We start from the raw sequence: 18,522 nt of genomic DNA on the forward strand, positions 1-18,522 counted from the left end.
CATCCAATTATTGAATTGGTGTTTAGGCGCAAATAACTCGTGTCCCAGTGCGGTAGCAAACTAACATTATTTTCAATGAACTTTTTGACTCGTTACAAACATACGAGGCGCCAAGACGCTAAGCTTTGCGTTCTTAACTGTTAAAGCCGCAAAAAATCGAAAATTTGCATCAGCAAATTTTCTTGATATAAGTCATTGTAACACTTTGCGGCTTAGCAGCCTTAGCGGTGAATTCATTCGTTATTAATTTTCAACGTTCGGCAATATTTCCCAAACCACTTCACCTCAGTATAATCCGGTTTACCTTTTGGCCGGTATTCGTCTCCCGGTTTTGAAAGGTAATTTTTTTTTGCGTACCATTCCAGCTTCTGCGGTCGGCACCCCGCGTTTTTTCACTAATTTCGACGCCGACAAATCTGAATACATCCATGAAAAGATTTCAAACCTTTATGGCCCACGAGGCCCTGAACCTCTCCGTGGGTTACCTGGCGGGATTGCTCGCCTCTACCCTGGTCTCCAAGTTTTTCGTCAAACGCGGACTGGTCAACCTCTGGGGCCTCACCGCCAAGCGGGAAGCCCTGAGAAAGGACGATTACGAATGGCTGATGTTCGGCGCATCCTACTTTATCGGCCTGATCGTGCTGGTGGCGGTGCAGTACGGTATGCGTCGCCTCCGCGGTCAACGCACGGAGACGGAGGTGGAATAAAGAGCAGTGTTCCTCTTCGTTTAAACGCCTTCCAGAATACGGATGTAATTCGCCCGTTCGAAAGCGCTCGGATCGGCGATATTGCGCTGACTCATCAACCCTTTGAAGGCCTCAACGGATTCGAATTTCATCCGGCGCATCCAGGTGCGCAGATCATCGTGCATGGTTTCCAGATAGCCGATGCCGTATTTGTAGAGGGCGGAAGCCGTCATGGTCACATCTGCGCCGGCCAGCAGGTATTTAGCTACTTCGGTCGCGCTTTGCACCCCGGTGGTAGCCGCCAGGGAAGCATTGACCCTTCCCGAAAGCACGGATAACCAGAGCAGCGGTAAGCGGATCTCGCTCGCGTCACTGAATTCCAGACTGGGATTGACCTTTAGCTCGTAGATATTAAAATCCGGCTGGTAAAACCGGTTGAACAGAACGAGACCGTCCGCACCGGCCAGTGCCAGTTGCCGGGCCATATTTCCCATGGCGGAAAAGTACGGATTGAGCTTGACGGCTACCGGTATCTGCACATTGGCTTTGATACGCCGGACAATATCCAGATAGCGTTGTTCTACCGCCACTCCCTCCATTTCCAGGTCGGCTGGAATGTAGAATACATTGACTTCCAGGCCGTCGGCGCCGGCTTCTTCCATCAGTTGGGCGTATTCGATCCAGCCCGCATCCGTGATCCCGTTCAGGCTGCCGATGATCGGCATATCCACCTGTTCCTTTGCCTGCCGGATGATCTCCAGGTATTGATCCGATCCTACCCGGTAGTCATCCAGCCCGGGAAAGTAATCCTGGGCCTCCGGAAAGGAATTGGAGGTAGCGGCCAGCACCGATTCGTAATACGCCGACTCGCGCTTGATCTGCTCTTCAAAAAGGGAGAATAATACCACAGCGCCGGCTCCCATATCTTCCATCTGTACGATGTTGTCTACGTTTTCGGACAACGGACAGGCGGATACCACTATGGGGGAACGCAGTTTTAAACCGAGATAGTTAGTTTGTAGGTTCATTGTTTTATCGTGTTGTAGGGTTGAAGTGATCCGGGATTTCACCACCCAGGATCAACTCAACACCATTTTTTTAGGCTACCGGCGTAAATGAATCCGCCGTCCAGCTGGCCATATCTTCGTAGCTCTGCCACCGGATATTGACCAGCTCCTGGGCCAGTTTCATCAGTCGTTCTGCTTCTTCCGGATTGGTCCGACTCAGGATCTGATAGCGCAGTTCTTTGTAAGCGTATTCCTTCAGTGGAATGCTGGGTCGCGGAGAATCCAGCACGAACGGATTTTTACCGACTTTTCGCAGCGTGGGATTGTAGCGGATCAGAGGCCAGTGACCGGATTTGACGGCCAGATCCTGCTGGTCCAGCCCTTTATCCATCCGGATGCCGTGGGCAATACAGTGGCTGTAAGCCAGAATGAGCGATGGCCCGGGATAAGCTTCGGCTTCCCGCATAGCCAGCAGGGTCTGTTGTGGATTGGCGCCCATGGCGATCTGAGCGACGTAAACGTTACCGTAAGAGATCGCCTGCATGGCCAGGTCTTTTTTACCGACCCGTTTCCCGGCGGCCGCAAATTTGGCCGTTGCCGCCGTCGGAGTAGCCTTGGACATCTGCCCGCCCGTATTGGAATACACTTCGGTATCCAGCACCAGGACGTTGATATTTTTACCGCTGGCCAGGGCGTGATCCAAACCGGCGGAACCGATATCGTAAGCCCATCCGTCACCCCCCACCAGCCAGACCGACCGGCGAACGAGGTGATCGGCTACCGACAGCAACTGTTGAGCTTCCGAAGTCCCCATTTTCAACAAGGCAGTTTTAAGCTTACCGACGCGGTAACGCTGGGCCTGGATCTCCGATTCCAGTTCCTGCGAGCTGTGCAGAATGCGATCAACCAGTTTGGCATCCAGCAGATCGGATAGGCCTTCCAGCAGGTTGCGGGCCAGAGCGGTATGTTTATCGACCGTTACCCGCATGCCCAGACCGAATTCGGCATTGTCTTCGAAGAGCGAGTTGGACCAGGCCGGTCCCTGTCCGTGCCGGTTGGTCGTCCAAGGCGTGGTGGGCAGGTTGCCGCCGTAGATGGAAGAACAGCCCGTGGCGTTGGCCACGATCAGTCGGTCACCGAACAGCTGAGTCAGTAAGCGGACGTAGGGCGTTTCTCCGCAACCCGCACAGGCTCCGGAAAATTCGAATAAGGGTTCCAGGAACTGCGCCCCGCGGACCAGAGAAAAATCGATCTTGGCCCGGTCGTTCATCGGCAGGTTCTCAAAGAACTCGATATTTTCCCGTTCCCTTTCCAGGATCGGCGCTTTTTCCTCCATATTGATCGCCCGCTTTTTGGGGTCCTCCGGATGCACTACCGGGCAGGCTTCCACGCAAAGATTGCAACTCGTACAATCTTCCAGATAGACCTGTAGCGTATAGCGGGTTTCGGGAAATCCCCGGGCGTTGATCGGAGCCGACGCGAAGGCTTCAGGTGCATCTTCCAGATGGGTACTGTGGAAGAACTTGGCCCGGATCACAGAATGCGGACAGACGAAACTGCAATTTCCGCACTGGATACAGGCCTGGGCATCCCAGACAGGAATCTCATCCGCGATGTTCCGTTTTTCCCAACGGGTGGTGCCGCTGGGATAGGTGCCATCTTCCGGCAGCATACTAACCGGTAATTCGTCACCCCGGCCCTCCATCATCATCGCGGTCACTTCCCGCACGAAAGGAGGCGCTTCCGGAGCAACGATGGGCGGCAGCTCGCGCTTACTGGTTACCGCCGCCGGGACCGGCACTTCGTACAAATGACTGAGCGCCAGATCTACGGCCTGGAAGTTTTGCTCAATAACCGAACGGCCTTTTTTGAAATAGGTCTTTTCAATTGCCTTTTTGATGTAACCGATGGCTTCGTCTTTCGGCAATACCCCGGACAGCGCAAAAAAGCAGGTCTGCATGATGGTGTTGATCCGGGCGCCCATCCGGGCCTGTTGGGCCACTTTGGAGGCATCGATCACATAGAATTTCAACTGTTTTTCCAGGATCGCCGCCTGCACGGATCGGGGCAACTGTGCCCATACCTCATCCGCACCGAATGGGCTGTTCAGCAGAAAGGTTGCGCCCGGTTTGGCGAAAGCCAGCATTTCCACCTTATCGATGAAGTTGTACTTATGGCAGGCGATGAAATCCGCCCGGCGAATGAGGTATGGCGAACGGATCGGGTTTTTCCCGAATCTCAGGTGGGAAACCGTTTTGGCGCCCGATTTTTTGGAGTCGTATACAAAGTAGCCCTGAGCGTAAAGATCGGTATGGCCGCCGATGATCTTGATGGAATTTTTGTTGGCACCCACCGTTCCGTCGGCCCCCAACCCGAAAAAGAGGGCCTGCGTCATGGTCGGATCGACGAGCTCAAATTCCGGATCGTAGGGCAGACTGGTATGAGTGACATCATCCTGAATACCGATCGTAAAATGATTTTTCGGTTGTTCTTTATTGAGTTCTTCGAAGATCCCCCGCACCATTGCCGGAGTAAATTCTTTGGAAGACAGTCCGTAACGGCCACCGACGATCCTCGGGATCGCGGTAAGTCCTCCGTCCTGCATATCCTCCATATAGGCTGCGAGTACGTCCTGGTATAGCGGCTCGCCGATGGCTCCCGGTTCTTTGGTCCGGTCCAGCACCGCAATCTTGCGGACGGTGGCGGGTATTGCCTCCAGCAAGTGACGGATAGAGAATGGCCGGTACAAACGTACCTGCACCACTCCTACTTTCTTGCCTTTCGCCGCCAGGAACTCAGCCGTTTGGGCAGCAGTGTGAGCGCCGGAGCCCATTAAAATGATGACTCGTTCTGCATCCGGCGCTCCCGTATACTCGAAAAGATGATAAGATCGTCCCGTCAGATCGCCGAAACGCTGCATGGCATTCGCTACGATCCCGGGCGTTTTTTCGTAAAATGGATTGACGGTTTCCCGGGCCTGGAAATAGACATCCGGGTTTTGGGCAGTACCCCGGATGAAAGGCCGGTCCGGATTGAGCCCCCGCTTCCGGTGATCGAACACCCACCGGTCGTCGATCATGTCGCGGATCTGCTGGTCCGACAACAGGTGGATCTTGCTCACTTCGTGCGAAGTCCGGAATCCGTCAAAGAAATGCACGAAGGGGACCCTGGCTTCCAGGCTGGCTGTCTGACTAATAAGGGCCATATCGTGCGCTTCCTGCACCGAAGCCGACGCCAGTAGGCCAAAGCCCGTGGCGCGGGTGGCCATGACATCACTGTGATCGCCGAAAATAGACAGCGCCTGGGCCGCCAACGAACGAGCGGCAACGTGAAACACAGCCGTGGTCAATTCACCGGCGATCTTATACATATTTGGCAGCATCAGCATCAGTCCCTGCGAAGCCGTGAAGGTGGTCGTCAGGGCTCCCGTCTGTAAGGCGCCGTGGACGGCGCCGGCCGCCCCACCTTCACTTTGCATTTCCACCACCTCCGGCACATCGCCCCAGATATTCTTGATGCCTTTGGCAGCCCATTCGTCTGCATGTTCGGCCATCGGTGAGGACGGAGTGATCGGGTAAATTGCACATATTTCGTTCACCCGGTAAGCCACGTGCGCCGCCGCCTCGTTGCCGTCCAGGGTGACCATTTTATTTTCAGTTGTTGCCTTCATGATTTGAAGATTAGAATGTTCGGTAATTGGGACGCATCCCGGGACCACAGATCGGCTATCCGGCCAATTCGGTGATCATTTCAATAGCGTGGCAGGGGCACTGTTCGGAGCAAACCGCACAACCCGTGCACAGATCGTAATTGAACCGGTATTTGTTCCCCGGCCCCAACTTGATAACCGCCTCTTCCGGACAGGCACCGTAGCAGCCGTCGCATTCAAAGCAGTTACCGCAGGACAGACAGCGCATTGCTTCGTAGCGGGCCTCTTCTTCGGTCAGCCCGGCCACTACTTCCCGGAAATCCCGGGTGCGTTCCCGCACTTCGGTTTCGGCCTGGATGGCGTGCGGAGCGTAAGTCTTATACCAGAGATGAAGGCGTTCGTGGCCGATCAGGGGATTGGAGGCCGGTTTCCGATAGGGTTCGCCTCGCAACCAGCCGTCGATGAACCGGGCCGCTTTTTTACCGTGCCCGACCGCTACGGTCACCGTGCGTTCACTCGGCACCATATCGCCGCCGGCAAAGATGCCGGTGTGGCCGGTCATCATATCCGGTCCTACTTTGACCGTTCCGCCCCAGTCGAATTCGATGCCCGGTATTTTTTTCAGGAAATGTGTATCCGTATCCTGCCCAAGAGCAAGGATGAGCGCATCGGCTTCCAGGGTCTCAAATTCCCCGGTGCCTTCCGGACGGCCCTGCTCGTTGATCCGCATGACCTCTACCCGGAAGGAAGTCTCATCAATTTCCTTGATCGTTCGCAACCAGTTGATCTTTACGCCTTCGGCCAGCGCTTCGTCCGCTTCAAACTCGTGCGCGGGCATGTGTTCCCGGTCCCGGCGGTAAATGATCAGCGGATCGTAACCCAGGCGCTTTGCCACCCGGGCCGCATCCATGGCCGTGTTACCGCCACCGTAAATGGCCACCCGCCGGCCCAGTTTGGGCGCCTGGCCGGCCTCTACATCCTTCAGGAAGGTAAGGGCATCCAGGATCTGCCCCGCATCGCGGGCCGGGATGTCCACTTTTTTGGATAGGTGAGCGCCGACGGCGACGAACACGGCATCGAAATTACCTTCCTTACGGCGCAGCAGCACATCGTCTATTTTATCGTTCAGGTGAATCCTGATCCCCATTTCCACCAGGCGGTCCACTTCGCGGTCCAGAACGTTGCGCGGTAAACGATAGGGCGGTATCCCAAAATGCATCATACCTCCGGCGACCGGACCTGCCTCGAAGATCTCCACTTCGTGCCCCAGTCGGCGTAAATGATAGGCTGCCGACAGTCCACTGGGCCCCGCACCGATCACCATCACTCTTTTTCCGCTGTCCGGCGGCGGTACCGTCACCGACCAGCCCTCTTCGATCGCTTTATCCCCCAGGAAGCGTTCAATGGCGTGAATACTGACGGTCTGATCGATATGGGCCCGGTTGCAGGAATCTTCACAGGGGTGATAACATACCCGGCCGTGAATAGCCGGGAACGGGTTCTCTTCCACCAGCCGCTGCCAGGCTTCCCGGTACTTTCCGGACTGAGCCAGCCCCAGCCAGGCCTGAATGTTCTCCCCGGCCGGACAGGCGTGATTGCAGGGGGGTAAAAAATCCATATAGACCGGATGTTGCGTGCGTTGGGGCCCGGTACCCTTTTCGTGGGTGATCAGATCGGCCGGTGCCGTTAGATCGGGCCGGTGGGAATGATTCATATCATATTTCAATCAGTGAAAAAATGGAGTAGGCCACCCAGTAAGAGATTTCCCTGCCGGATCAGCCGGTTTGACCTCCAAGTTCTCAAATATGAATGGCCGATCGGATGAAAGCCATCAGTGAGTGGAGTGATTTAGATCATGACGGAGTGAAATTATTGCCAGTTTCGGTACTGATTGTTTCCGGTCTTTCAGCGCGAATAGAAGTGTGTACGGCCGGCCGATATGACCAAAATCCTGAGTGAATGGGCGGTTATTTTGAGTTCGACGCCTGCCTGCTAACCGGAGCGGGTGTCGCGGCACTTTACTCAGGGAAGTCCTCGATTCCCTACGCCAGCACCGGTATCCGATCAACCGGCGTTTCCCGCTGCCGGGATTGTCCCGAACATTGTGCTATCAACATTTCGAACCTATCAAAAACCTGTTTCATTTATGAAAACCTCATTTTTCAAATCCGCAGTATTCGCGGTACTAAGCCTGGTTATTTTATCCGCCTGCTCTGATAAAGACGAATATGTAGGCCCCACCGAAACCAATGATTCCGTGATCACGATCCCGTTCTTTGTACGGAATGATGCCAATGAGATGCCGAGTTCCGCCACGGACCTGATCTACGAAAGTCGCCTGAAGAACCCCGTAAACGCACCGGACGGTCACCAACTGACCTGGGGAGAATTCAGTACGGTCAGCGGCGTAGCCGAAGCCATTTGTCGGGAGAACGGCATTGAAGTACAGCTATCCCTGAGCGGACTGATCCCGAACGGCGTGTACACCATCTGGAACGTATTGTTCGAAGCACCGGGCATGGACCCAACGGATCCCATCCTGGGTCTCGATGCCCTCGGAGCAGCCGGTAAAGGTGACGGATCCGACAGTAAATTCGTAGCCTCCGCCACGGGGGAAGCCCAGATCACGATCCACTCACCGGGAGGTGACCTGTCTATGGTGAGCAACATTACTATAGGGAACTGCCCGCTCACGGACAATTTTGAATGGCATGTAGTCGGTGCGTACCACATTGACGGACAGACCTACGGACCGGACCTCGGACCGATCGGCACCGGCGTGGAGCAATTCGGATTTATTTTTAAGAACCAGAATTAAGCATCGAAGTCTAAAAACCGGTGGGACACAGCGTCTCCATCATCCGATACCTGATGGACACATCGGGAGCTAGCAAAAGAAATGTATCAGTAGGGTTTGTTTTATCAGTCAAAAAGGGAGCGTGGGTTGTTAAACCCACGCTCTGACTTTTTTTAGCAATTATGTGCTTTATCTTAAGGCACGATCACATCGGACTGATTCCGCAGGTTGATCTGCGGATCGTTAAACTCCGAGACGATCGCGATAATGTCTACTTCACCGGAAGGCACTTCATTAGCGGAGAAATTGGCCGCACTGCGGGTATAAAGCGCGATAGAGCCGGTTTCGTCCGTTACGGTAGTAGTGCCGGAAAAAGTACTACTGCCGCTGATCGTCGCCGTTTTGATCAATACCAGGGTCGATTCCCAGCTTTGGTCCCCTTCCATATTGTTCAGGATCTCATCGATCGTTACTTCGCGGGGCGTAGGCAGGGTGCCGTTACCGAAGCTGACGGCCTGACTGTTCGGTACGTTATTCACCTGCAGCAAGCCACTGTATTCCGATAATTCCTGATTGGAAACATTGATCTCCACTTCTTCTCCGAGTGCGAAGTCGTGGTTATCCGTAAAGCGGATCACGATACCGCCGCTGGTATCCTGCAGCACCAGGTTACGTCCGGTAATATTGTCACTGTCCCTATCCGAAATAACAATGCCGCGAATGGTTTTACCGGCCGGTGCCAGGGTAGCTCCGTTGGCGAAAGCTTCCCGCAGGGCCAGAGCCGTAGTGGCCTCCGGATCGCCACCGCTGTTGGTACCGCCGATCACGTCATCCAGGTTACGAATGATGATCTGCGGATCTCCAAATTGAGAAACTACGGCAATCACATCAACGGTTCCGGCAGGTAGCGCGGATCCCGAGAAATTGGCCGCACTCCGGGTATACATCTCAACACTCCCCGTTCCGTCGGTCACGGTAATGGAACCGTTGAACGTGCTGGAACCGCTCAGGGTGACGTCATTCAGGCGAACCAGGGTCGATTCCCAGGCTTCCGCATTGGCCAGCAATTCACTGACCGTGACTTCCCGCGGATCGGGCTGACTGGCCGGACCGATCAGCACCGCATTACCCAGCGGTACATTATTGACCTGCAACAAGGATTCAAACTCCGAAAGTTCCTGACCGGAAACGGTTACTTCCAGTTCATCGCCCAGAGAGAAATTATGGTTATCGGCAAAACGGATCACGATACCGGCGGTACCGTCCTGCAGCACCAGGTTGCGCCCCGTCCAGTTACCGGCATTGCCGTCGGAGATCACGATACCGCGGATCTTGGAATCATCCGGTGCCGTGGAACTACCTCCGTCAAATGCCGCCCGCAGAGCGCTGATGTTCATCAGTTCTCCACCGGTTGAAGCACCGCCGCAGCGTTCGCCGGTCATCTGAATATCGCTAGGATCCCGCAGTACCAGCTGGCGCGTGTTGCCGAAAATAGTCAGGATCGCGGTCAGGCTTCCGTTTCCACTGGGGCTTAATTCGTTCGCAAAATCAGCGTAGCCGCTGGTACGGACAATGATCTCATTGCCGTCACAATCCGACAGGGTCAGGTTAACGGACTGGCGATTGGCAATATCCGCATAGGGTACATCCGTATTGGCGTCGATGAACTGGACATTTTCGAATTTCACCAGAGTAGCCAGCAGATTATCCAACGTAGCCTGATTGTACAGTTCGTCAATCGTCACCACGGTCGGTTCTACCGTCAGTCCGCGCTCCGCTACGAAAACGTGCTCGGCGATCAGGTTCTCCTCAATGCCACTGTCCGGACTGCCGTTAAGCTGGTACAGGTTGTTGTAATCACCGATATACAGTCCCTGGCAATCCACCACCAGGCGCGTACCTACCGGAAAGTCGTTGAACAGACCGGTCGCATTCAAACGCAGAATGATCCCGCCGCTGGCATCCTGGATGGCGATCTGGCGGAACAGGTTACCGGATTGATCATCCGCGGCCACCACCCCTTCGATCAGCAGGGATTCTGTGATCAGCGTCGGATCGGCACCGAGCGTGTGCAGGGCCTTGAGCTCATCAATGGTCGCATTGGCCCGCAGATCGGTGAGGCCACCGACCGGCGGTTCGTCGAACTCGTGATCGACACAGGCGGCAAAACCGACCAGCAGGGCCGCCAGAAAGAGAAAACGGAAAGATAAAATGGAACGAATCATATATTTTGTTTTTCAGTAGTCTATAATGAATTTTGAGGTCGGGAGAATGTACGAAACCTCCCTCCGGCTCTTAATACCTGAACGCCAGGCTGATGAAATAATTCCGTCCGAAGCTGTAGAAATAGCGGCTTGGGAAACGGTTTACATCCTTGCCCTCGAAGTCGAAGCGAAACTGCTCATAGCCTCCGGTTACCAGATCGGTATTATCGAGGATATTATTTACCCCGACATTGAGGTACAAAAATACGTTATTGATCTTCCAGGATTTACCGCCGAAGAAATCCAGCGTATAGCCACTGTCTGCTTTTTCCTGGTAGATGATATCCTGCCAGAGCTGGGATTCGGGATCCACTACCTGCTGCTGGAATTCCGGGTTTTCCGTGTAGGAAACCGCTTCCAGGCTGCGGCGTTCGGGGTAGATATCGATGAAAGTATTGTTGAAGAAATTCAGGTTGAGGTTCGCAAACCAGTACTCTTTGCCTTCGTAGTTCAATCCGAAGGTATAGGCCTGCTGCGGACCGTTGGCGACGTAAAAGTTCTTCAGGTATTTGGTGCCGGTAGTGAACTTGGTACCGGAATTATCGATATAGATCTCCGTCGTGGGCCGGTTGGTGTAAATGTACTCCCCGAGCGCCGCCACCGCAGTGGTTTTCAGGCGAGGCAGTACCCGGATCTCGGCCGCCAGTTCCAGTCCCATGTGACGGGTATCGACACCGTTCATGATGTAATTCACGAAACCGCTGTTCGTCTCATCGTTACTCGGCGTGGGATCATCGAGGAACAGACTGCGGTTATATAACTGATCGCGGATCTGGGTGTAGTAACCCACCGCCCGTGCTTTCGCATAGGGCGCTTTCAGCAGGTAACCACCTTCCACCGCCAGGATCTTTTCGGGCATGAGGTTCTCCACCAGGTCATTCCGGGTACGCGGCGACTGGAAAGTGTAGCGGGCAAAAGGCGCCCGCTGCTGGTAGCTGCTGTTGGCAAACAGGTAGTTTCGTCCGTCAAGCTTGAAGGTCAGACCGCCCTTGGCGGCGTATTCCGTAAAGCTGGCGTGCTCGGATTCGCCCTGGGATCGATCCGGGAATTTACCGTTGCGGATCTGTCCGTCCCGCCAGATCTCGGATCTGCCCACCTGGCCGGCCAGAAAAAAGTCGATGCGGTTAAATGTAAAATCTCCCTGCAACCAGGCATTCGCCTTAGACACGTTGATGTGGTAATCATAACCGAACACATCTCCCTGGCGTACCAGTCCGTTGGGCCGATCCAGGTCATTCTGAATAAAGCTATTGTCACCCGTATCTTCGAATTCGGCAAATTTGTCGATGTTGACGTAAAAGTCGGCACCCAGCAGATCATCCAGCACCTTGAAGGACTTGTTGCGGAAAAACTGGTAGGTTACCCCTCCGTTCAGCGTCAGGTTCTCGGTGGCGGTGATCTCCAGGATGGAATTTAGAGTGGCCGTTTCGCTATCGTAGCGACGCTCTTCCACCACGTATTGTGCCCGCTTGCCGGTCACATCATTCCCATCGATACCGTCTACATTTTCGATGGTTTCGATATTGCTGCGGTTTACGTCGTAAAAACGGTGCCAGTCCAGCTGGCGGGCCGATTCATCGCGGCGCAGCACATCTTCCACCGCTACCGCCTGCTCATTGTCGATATAGCTGGGCAATTTGCGGTAGTAATCCGGCCGTGGGTCCCGGGCATTGTACCAGTCGAGCGCCGAAGAACCGTAGCGACCAAATTGGTAGGACATTGCCGTAGTGATGTGCGTTTTTTCGGACACATCCAGATCGTGGCGCAGGATCACCATCGGCTGGTGGGCATTGACCACCCGTGAATTGCGTTTTTCGCCGTTCTGGTAGCCCCAGTAGGAGTTGTAATAATTGGAACCGGCCAGATCGTACATCTCGGGCGTTGCCGCTCCGTTACGACCGCGGATCACCGGCGCGCCGAAAGCGGTCAGGTTGATCGAATGGTAATCGTTTATCTTTTTATCTACGGAAAGGAAATAGGAATAAGCATCGTAGAATGTGCCGTCTACATACCCTTCCTGTGCCCAACGCCGGCTGGCGGACAGCGAGACCGCCCAACCTCCGGGTAACAGTCCCGACGACCAGGTACCCATGATCCGGTTCCGGTAAGCACGGTTGGACAGGGCGTAGGAAACCCTCAGCTGTTTGCGCTGCCCCGCGGCCCGGGTATCGACGTAGTTGGCACCGCCGGCTCCGCCGAAAGCGAAACTGTTGGCATCCATACCCACTACCAGGGTCTGGTTGCGCAGCACATCGTTCAATCCTCCCCAGCGGCTCCAGAAAAGCCCGCCGCTCTCCACGTCATTGACGGGAGCGCCGTTGATCAGCATGGTGGTGTGATCCGAGCGATACCCGCGGATATTGAAGCGATAGGGGCCGAAATTATAGGCCGCCGCCGAAATAAAAACATCCCGGGAAGCCGTCAGCAGGCCCGAGATATTCTGTACGACCGCATCTTCATCGGTGGACAGGGTAATGGTCGGAATGATGTCCTCCGCTCCGATCTGGCCGATATTTTCTTCGGTATTCAGATAGAGGGTTCCCAGGTCGATCGCTCCCAGAGCGGGAATGTCCATACTTTTCTCCAAATCCCGGTACGAAGGCGCGGAAATGGAGATGGTCAACACCTTTTCGCTGGTAAGTACCGTGAATTCAAAAGCGCCGGTTTCGTCGGTATCGGTTTCCTGGGAAAACGCCCGGACGGTAGCCTGACCGATGGGCTCATTGGTTTGTTGGTCCACAATTTTCCCTTTGACGAGGACGGACTGGGCCCCGATCTCCGGGATCAGACCGAACGTCAAAAGAAAAAACAGTGCAGTGAGGAAATGTTTAGGCATAAAATAAGATTATCAGCCTACGGCAGGTAGGCGATTGTTATAGAATGAAAATCTTGGTCGATGAATGTTGCACAAGTGCTTGTATTCCAAGTCTGTTTAGCATTTGGAACGAAGACACTCGCGTTTACAGGATGGGAATTGATGGATCGCAATCCTCAATCTTTTTTTAAAAAGGCAGCCCAAAGGTAAGATTTCTTTTTAGCTTGATCCAGCAGAGCCCGTAAAATTTAACATAAACTTATTACCGCGCATCTTTCATTTTTTAGTCTAATGGTCCGACCTTTGCGTACGCAACACAGACTGCTGCCTATTTCCTACCCTATTCTGAAATACCCAAAAATATTCTGGTGTCGATCTTTTCGGAGATCCACGTTTAGCACATTGATTAAAATGATCCGAATGAAGTTTCTCAATAGTCTTTTCCTTTTTCTTGCCATCAGCAGCATTTCTCTGGCCCAAAAAAGCGTAAAAGTTGGCGCCATCGGTTTTTACAATTTCGAGAACCTGTTCGATACCGAGGACGAGCCCGGTAAATTCGATGAAGAGTTTACCCCGACGGGCAAACGCCTGTGGACCGATGATATCTATTGGGAGAAGCAGACCAATCTGGCCAAGGTAGTATCCGAACTGGGCACCGAGCTGAGCCCGGACGGCCTGGCCATCCTGGGCGTAGCCGAAGTGGAGAACCGCAAGGTGCTCGAAGACTTCGTGCAGCAGGACGCCATCAAAGACCGGAATTACCAGATCATCCACTACGAATCCCCGGATCGGCGGGGCATCGATGTGGGGCTGTTGTACCAAAGCAAATACTTCCAGGTAACGGAGAGCAAGGCCATCCCCCTGATGATCTACAACGATGCCGGTGAACGGGTATTCACCCGGGACATTTTGCTGGTTGGCGGTACTTTCGATGGTGATCCACTCTACGTTCTGGTCAACCACTGGCCTTCCCGCAGCGGGGGGGAAAGCGCCACGCGGGCCTTCCGCAACGCCGGTGCGCTGCGCAACAAGGAGATCAGCGATTCGCTCACGACCATCAATCCGGCCTCCAAAGTGATCATCATGGGCGACCTCAACGATGATCCGGTAAGTCCGAGTCTCAAAAAAGTGATCCGGGCGCAGGCTAAAGCCGACCGGGTGCGTCCCAAGGGATTTTACAACCCCATGTACGAATACTACAAAAAGGGATTCGGTACCCTGGCCTATCGCGACGCCTGGAGTCTGTTCGACCAGATCCTGTTGAATTACCCCATTGTGAGCGGTAAGGCCGATGGATACCGCTACTACCGGGCCCATATCCACAACCCGAGTTACCTGATCCAGAAAAAGGGGAAGTACAAGGGTTATCCGTTCCGTACTTTTGATTTTGATAATTACATGGGCGGCTATTCGGATCACTATCCGGTCTATGTGTATCTGGTCAAAGAAGTGGAATGATCGCGACGGGCGGAGGTGTGCTTCGGGCCGTTATCCTGAAAATTAGCCGGCACCTCCGCCCGCCCATCTTACTTCAGAAGTAAATCCACTAATGAACTACCAGTTTCTCCACGTGCCGCACCCCATCGGTGATCACTTCCAAAAAATAGATCCCCGGAGCCTGCCGGCTCAGATTGATCGGCGCTGCCCTCGAATCGGTGATGTCATCGGTCAGGATCTGACCGGCGGCATTGAATACCCGGATCCGGAAGGGCGGGTTCCACTCATCACTGAACCGAAGGCTGAACCATCCGCTGCTTGGATTGGGGAAAAGCAAAACTTCATTTGATCGGCCGGCGTCTTCCGGCAACTGATCGATCCACTCCGCGAGGGCATCCACATAAACCTGATCTACCAAGTTGCTGGCAATAGGCGGCATGCGGTGGACATCATCGCTGGCGTCCCGGATCCAGATCTCGGAGGTTGCGTGCGAACCCGGCTCCACAATATTCCGGCTGGGGTCCGAAAAGGAGCTGGCCGTCGGCGCATTGATCAGGTTCTGCAGGATCAGCGGGATATTGAGGCGCAGATCCATGTTGGTGGTAGCTACGCCCTGCAAGCGATGACAAAACGAGCAATTGGCATCCAGGTAGGATCGAACGCGCAATTGCAGATCAGCCGTTCCGTCATCAATTGCAAATGCTTTCGGCAGATCCTGCACAGCACCGACTTTATTCTGAAACAGCCCGAGCTGATCGAAGTATTCCAGCTGGTTCATACTCCGGTTCAGATGATCGTAATAGAACGTTCCGTTTAGCTGGTGGGTTTTAACTCCAAGCACGAAACCGGCGTTGGCATTGTGACAGCTCATACACTGCTCCCGGCTCGGAAAATCCCAGCGCTGGGAAAAAGAAGCGCCGTCTTCCTGCTCCACCATATAGTCTTCCGAAGTTCCACCTCCCAGCAGAAAGGCATCCGTACCCTGATCATTCCAGCGGTAGGTCAAACCGTACCCTCTTCCTCCTCTACCAATGATGAAAAAACGGGTTTCCAGTCGGGTGGAAGGGCCACCCTCCGTGGTAGTGCGCGGCAATTCAAAATGTTTAACAAATACCGTTCCTTCGGGAAAACTCCATTCCGTGCTTCGGTTGAAAAGAATGCGCTCCTGGTCCGTATCAAATGCACCATCGTTGGGTACGGCCATCCAGCGCTGCTTGCCGGCCCGGTCCGACCAGAGCGGGGCATTTACCCGGTAGGGAATGAGTCCCGGTGCGGGTGTTAGTTGTTGCAGGTCAGAGAAAACACCCAATTCGGAAAGTCGGGCCGGTGGTTCGGCGACTTCTGCCTGCCGGGTCAGCCGGAATATCTTTCCGGTATTGGACAGGTCATCTCCTTTAACGGTGATGAGAATTTCACCGTCGGGCATGGGAAAAATGCCCGAAATGCCCAGTCCGTCCGGCAGTACTACATCCTGCACCCATAGTGAAAGGAGAATATCCAGGGTCGGTTTTTCATTACTGCCCTTCAGAGTGATGGCCATCACTTTGTTTTCCACAAAATCCGCCAGCAGGTATTTTCCGTTCAGTTCCGGAAAAAGTGTACCGTGGTAAACGTTGCCGCCGATCACGCAGGAGCCGATCCCCCGTTCGTAAACGTAGAGAGGGGGCTTTTCCCGACCGATGAAATCGGCCGGCCGCTGCATATCATCCGAAGGCAATTCCCCTTCCAGGTAGGGCCACTGGAGGTTATCTCCCTTACTGACCATGCTAACCTCTTCCTGTTTGCCGCCGACATCAGCAAGCCATATCTTTTGGGTAAGCGGGTCATACTGCATACCGAATGGACTGCGAACCCCGATCGCATAAAATTCTTCCAGTATTCCTCCGTCGGGATCCTGCCAGGGATTGTCATTCGGAATGGAATAGCCCTGGGTAAAGGTTTCGCCCCATCCGGCGGGAGCGGCCTGATTGGGTACCGGCTGCCGCCGGATCGGATGGCTGCGGGTTGGGTCATTGTCGACATCGATGCGGATAATGCCGCTGAACAGGCCACCGTCGAGCCGCTGGGTAGATTCAGCCCGAAAATCGCCGTGCCCTTCATCGCCCAGCGAAACGTACAGAAAGCCGTCCGGGCCGAAGAACATTCCGCCACCGTTGTGCCAGGTACTACGGTCGTAATGCTGGATCAGTATTTCCTCCGAAGCCAGGTCAAATTGCTGCTGGTCCGCATCCCAGCGAAATTTGGATAAACGGTTAAAACCCCGCTCGTCCCAATCATCCGGTTCGGGTTTGGAACGATAGAACAGGAACAGTAACTGCTGGTCCGGCGCGGCGGGATCCCCGAATTTCGGGTGGAGTACCATACCGACCGTTCCGGCCTCCCCGCCTTTGAAGGCGCGGTCCTTGATATCCAGGATCATGGTTCTGGTCTGCTGTTCCACGGAGACCCGCCAAACTTCGCCCATCTTGCTCAGCACCAGGATATCTTCGCTGCCCGGAAAAGGCAGGATGCGCACCGGCGACTGGAAGGTAACGTCCGGCATGGGATCTTCCACCTTCCAGCCCAGGCCCACGTGGGGAGCTGATTCGGGGAAAACACCGTTCAGATAAGGCCCGATCGGGCCGGGTGGAGGAGCACTGGTTTCCAGGGAAAGAAAGAAGGATCCCAGTAAGAGCAGGACAAAAAGAGCGGTTACTGATCTTAACATGACAAAGCGGATGTATTGATCAAAAAGAGCAGGGGATAAAAACCAGCGGGCTATGGCAAGTAACTAATCCTGGCCGGGTAGAGCCAGCATTTCAAAGTGTTCCCGTTGCATCATATCTTCCCGCTTGATGGGAACTTTGCGACTGCCGGCCTCAAAATCTTCTATATAATACAACTGATAACCGAAGCGGGTTATTACATCGTACAGCTCTTCCCGTTCCTCCTGGTTAAGGCGTTTGTAGCATTCGGCCATGATAGCGGGGCGGTACTCCTCGATCAGGCGGGGAATCGTCTTGAGGATCTCTTTATCGTAACCTTCTGCATCTACTTTGATCAGCTGTAGGTTTTTTAACAGATCCGGATAGTGTTCAAACAGGTAGGATTCCAGTTCGATGCCTTCCACTTCGAGGGTATAATTGTGGTGGTGGCGACTGTTCTCGATCTGAGAAAGAAAACCTCCATTACAAAAGGAAGCGTCGGAATAGTTGAACTCAAATTTTCCGGCTTTTTCCGTAGCGGCGTAAGGCAGGGGAATGATATGGGTCAGATCGGAATTCAGACCGGCATTTTTCTGCAGGATCTTATAAACGTAGCGGTTGGGTTCCAGCGCCAGGACGGCTCCTTCCGGACCAACGGCCAGAGCCATCGGAACGGTAGTATCACCGGTGTGGGCGCCGATATCGATGATCAGACCACCGGGTTTTGTCAGCGAGCGGTAAAAGGCCAGATTCTCCGGAGTGATGGATTTTTCTTCTTCGAACGGATGTTGCCACTGCGCGTATTCAACGGTTCCCAGACCATCCAGCTCAAACTGCTTCAAGGTATAACCGTATTCCTGAAAAGTCTTTTTGAGCCGTCGCTTCTCCAGCTTCCGTTTGATAAATGATAGCATCTTCTTTGGATTTGAAGGGGCAAAGCTACGAAATATTTGGAGGTCTGGAACGGGAAATGAAGGGGAGGTTTGTATCCCAAATTGCACAGGCAGTTGCAGCGCATTGGACTATTTTCGGATCAATGGGATGAAAACACCTTGCGCTACCGTGTACCGATCTAATTAACCGATACGCAAAATAATCAGAACGGTGCGCTGCACCTGGGAAAATCCGGCCCCTCCTGGGCTGGAGATATGGCGGTGCGCTGCACCTAATTACTACCGCGTAG

10 protein-coding genes are annotated in these 18,522 nt (G+C 54.0%); 3 read left to right on the forward strand and 7 right to left on the reverse strand.

The annotated features are described in order from the left end of the window. The first annotated feature begins 428 nt into the window (after window positions 1–428). Window positions 429–707 (forward strand): hypothetical protein, encoded by a 279-nt coding sequence (locus tag CRP01_RS04965; protein WP_099148906.1) that lies wholly within the window; start codon window positions 429–431, stop codon window positions 705–707. 20 nt (window positions 708–727) lie between these two features. Here the strand turns inward: CRP01_RS04965 and CRP01_RS04970 are convergent, their stop codons facing one another. The 3 genes from CRP01_RS04970 to CRP01_RS04980 form a co-directional block, all read right to left on the reverse strand. Beyond that, the gene (locus CRP01_RS04970) at window positions 728–1,714 is read right to left on the reverse strand and encodes a dihydroorotate dehydrogenase-like protein (protein WP_099148907.1); all 987 of its coding nucleotides are present in this window, start codon (window positions 1,712–1,714) and stop codon (window positions 728–730) included. Window positions 1,715–1,784: 70 nt separating this feature from the next. Beyond that, complete coding sequence (gene nifJ / locus CRP01_RS04975; RefSeq protein ID WP_099148908.1) at window positions 1,785–5,363, reverse strand: pyruvate:ferredoxin (flavodoxin) oxidoreductase; 3,579 nt, start codon at window positions 5,361–5,363, stop codon at window positions 1,785–1,787. Between the two features lie 55 nt (window positions 5,364–5,418). Continuing rightward, window positions 5,419–7,056 carry an NAD(P)-binding protein gene (locus tag CRP01_RS04980; protein ID WP_099148909.1) on the reverse strand — a complete coding sequence of 546 codons (1,638 nt, stop codon included), beginning with the start codon at window positions 7,054–7,056 and terminating at the stop codon, window positions 5,419–5,421. Window positions 7,057–7,488: 432 nt separating this feature from the next. Here CRP01_RS04980 and CRP01_RS04985 point away from each other — a divergent pair, with 432 nt between their 5' ends. Continuing rightward, window positions 7,489–8,160: a hypothetical protein gene (locus tag CRP01_RS04985; protein WP_099148910.1), complete on the forward strand. Its 672-nt coding sequence runs from the start codon at window positions 7,489–7,491 to the stop codon at window positions 8,158–8,160. A 173-nt stretch (window positions 8,161–8,333) separates the two neighbouring features. Here CRP01_RS04985 and CRP01_RS04990 read toward each other — a convergent pair whose 3' ends face one another. Together CRP01_RS04990 and CRP01_RS04995 are read right to left on the reverse strand one after the other, a co-directional pair. Then, window positions 8,334–10,364, reverse strand: a complete 2,031-nt coding sequence (locus CRP01_RS04990; protein WP_099148911.1) for a DUF5689 domain-containing protein — start codon at window positions 10,362–10,364, stop codon at window positions 8,334–8,336. Between the two features lie 70 nt (window positions 10,365–10,434). Further along, entirely contained in the window at window positions 10,435–13,239 is a 2,805-nt protein-coding gene (locus CRP01_RS04995; protein ID WP_143473276.1) for a TonB-dependent receptor, read from the reverse strand. 399 nt (window positions 13,240–13,638) lie between these two features. Here CRP01_RS04995 and CRP01_RS05000 point away from each other — a divergent pair, with 399 nt between their 5' ends. Beyond that, the gene (locus CRP01_RS05000; RefSeq protein WP_099148913.1) at window positions 13,639–14,676 is read left to right on the forward strand and encodes an endonuclease/exonuclease/phosphatase family protein; all 1,038 of its coding nucleotides are present in this window, start codon (window positions 13,639–13,641) and stop codon (window positions 14,674–14,676) included. Window positions 14,677–14,764: 88 nt separating this feature from the next. On the opposite strand, the gene CRP01_RS05005 is transcribed toward CRP01_RS05000, so the two are convergent. Together CRP01_RS05005 and CRP01_RS05010 are read right to left on the reverse strand one after the other, a co-directional pair. Next, window positions 14,765–17,362, reverse strand: coding sequence for a PQQ-dependent sugar dehydrogenase (locus tag CRP01_RS05005; RefSeq protein WP_099148914.1), 2,598 nt, complete (start codon window positions 17,360–17,362; stop codon window positions 14,765–14,767). Between the two features lie 63 nt (window positions 17,363–17,425). Beyond that, the gene (locus tag CRP01_RS05010; protein WP_099148915.1) at window positions 17,426–18,253 is read right to left on the reverse strand and encodes an FkbM family methyltransferase; all 828 of its coding nucleotides are present in this window, start codon (window positions 18,251–18,253) and stop codon (window positions 17,426–17,428) included. Window positions 18,254–18,522: the final 269 nt, after the last annotated feature.

The organism is Flavilitoribacter nigricans DSM 23189 = NBRC 102662, from assembly GCF_002646595.1.
Taxonomy (GTDB): Bacteria; Bacteroidota; Bacteroidia; order Chitinophagales; family Saprospiraceae; genus Flavilitoribacter; species Flavilitoribacter nigricans.